Annotated in this window: 2 pseudogenes; both read left to right on the top strand. The window is 58.5% G+C overall.

Annotated elements, in window-relative coordinates:
• A pseudogene (locus DID99_RS36500) lies at window positions 1–1,140 on the top strand (hypothetical protein); the annotation flags it as partial.
• Window positions 1,137–1,836 (top strand): annotated as a pseudogene (locus DID99_RS36495) (virulence factor); the annotation flags it as partial. The pseudogenes DID99_RS36500 and DID99_RS36495, both read left to right, overlap by 4 nt.

Raw genomic sequence — 1,836 nt, 5'->3', positions numbered from 1 at the left:
GTCACCGCATATTGCTGCCCACACGATCAAGTGATTTCGGCGGTGACGGTGCAAGGGATCGGCTGGCGCGGCATCAGCAAGCACGAACTCGACGATATCGGCGCGGCCGGTATCCTGACGCAACGGGTCTTTGCTTCCGGTTTTCCGGTCGGCGTGAAGAAACCGTACCGATACTGGGAAGACGATTGGCGGCATGGCAAACAAGGAACGAAGCCGGGGTTCTGGTATCCGCCGTCGCCGCCGGCCAAATTCAATCTCGTCGGCGCGATCAAAGGAAATGAATCGGTTCTGGGCATGGCGGCGACGCTCGTGACCGCGCCGCTCATGTTCGTCGTGACCGGCATCAGTTCGGCATTGAACATGCTCCGCGTGAACGCCGATCCGCCGAAGGGCTGGACGGTAGTTGCGGATGCCCCGGCGCTTGACGAACCTTTCCCGCCGAAGGCATTGCGATTCGGCAAGTCAGTCGAGACCAAGGACGGCGACGCGATCAGCGACTTCAACGAAGGCAACGATCCGCCGGCTGCTTGGCGCGACGCGAACAAGACCGACGCCGAAAAGCGAGCCGACGACCCCTACGACCAGTACAAGGCGAAGAACCAGGACAGTATCGCTCAAGGTACGGCCGCAACCGAAGCCGGGCAGCGTTACGAGGACCGCGCGCTGATGCGCATGGAAGCGCGCCGGACGTTGAACACCGAATGGCTCGATCGCGACGGCCACGTGATCGGCGAGGACGGCAAGAGCGCGATGCCCGAAGGCTACAAGGAATGGCGCGACCAGCAGATCGTCGATTGGCTCGATCGCGGCACGACCAACAGCCCGACGAATCACTCCACGACAATGACCAATCCCGAGCATGCCGAAAAGGCACTTGCGTATGACGTTGCGGTGGGCCTGTGCTACATCACGCCCGAACAACTCTACGACCTGCGCATCGAGGCGGATTGGCGGATGGGGAAAGGCATTCCCGAAGACCATCCGAACAAGAAGTACTACGACTATTTCATCTCGGCACACTACAACAGACTGCCGTTGCATGAATGGTTACATACCGATGGCAGCGAAGGCATGATGCCCGACGCGATCATGGATGAACGTGAAGGTGAGTTCTATTTGAAGGTTGGAGGCGTGGTATGACGGCACTCATCGCTACATGGCAGCGACGTGTCGCCGTCGCGTGCGTGGCATGGATTGTTGCGGTTCTGCTGATGCTCGCACTGATAGCGAAACTGGATCATTCTCATCCGGCGCTACTTGAAACAGGAGATTGGATGAAACGACTGGTCGTTGCGCCGGGCTTGGTGGCGCTCATGGTTTTTCTGTTTGCTACGGCTGCGATGGGGTCGGTGTCGACCGCCCCGGTCGCGGAGTCGACTGCGGATACAGTGCCAGACGTTGAAGAATCGGTGAAGCCATTCATTGCGCAGGTCGTCGGCCTGATTTGGTTGAATCCACTACAACGGATGGACTACCCGACCGAATGGCAATTGTTGTGGACGCAGGGATTGGCTGCACCGAACAAGAATGATGACATGGTGCGCACGAAGCCCGGAAAGTTCGCATCTCTTCGATCGATCGGGGCGCTCGTCTACGGAAACCGCGGAAAGGAGACGTTCAAAGGGTTCTATGCCAAGTACGTTGATGAAATGCTGTTGTTGATGCGATCGCGCTATGCCAGCAACGCGAAGTATTTCTATACGGTAAAGGCCGAGAACTCGGAGGACTGGCGCGAGCTGGCCGGTACGCGAGTCGAAGTTGCCGTTCCACCCCGACTCGATCCGGCCTTTGCCAAGTCGCGCATGGTCGATCGGATGATGAACTTCTTCGAGATTG

It is taken from the genome of Burkholderia sp. Bp8986 (genome assembly GCF_003854225.1).
Classification (GTDB): Bacteria; Pseudomonadota; Gammaproteobacteria; order Burkholderiales; family Burkholderiaceae; genus Burkholderia.
This window is presented reverse-complemented; position numbering and strand designations above follow the sequence as displayed.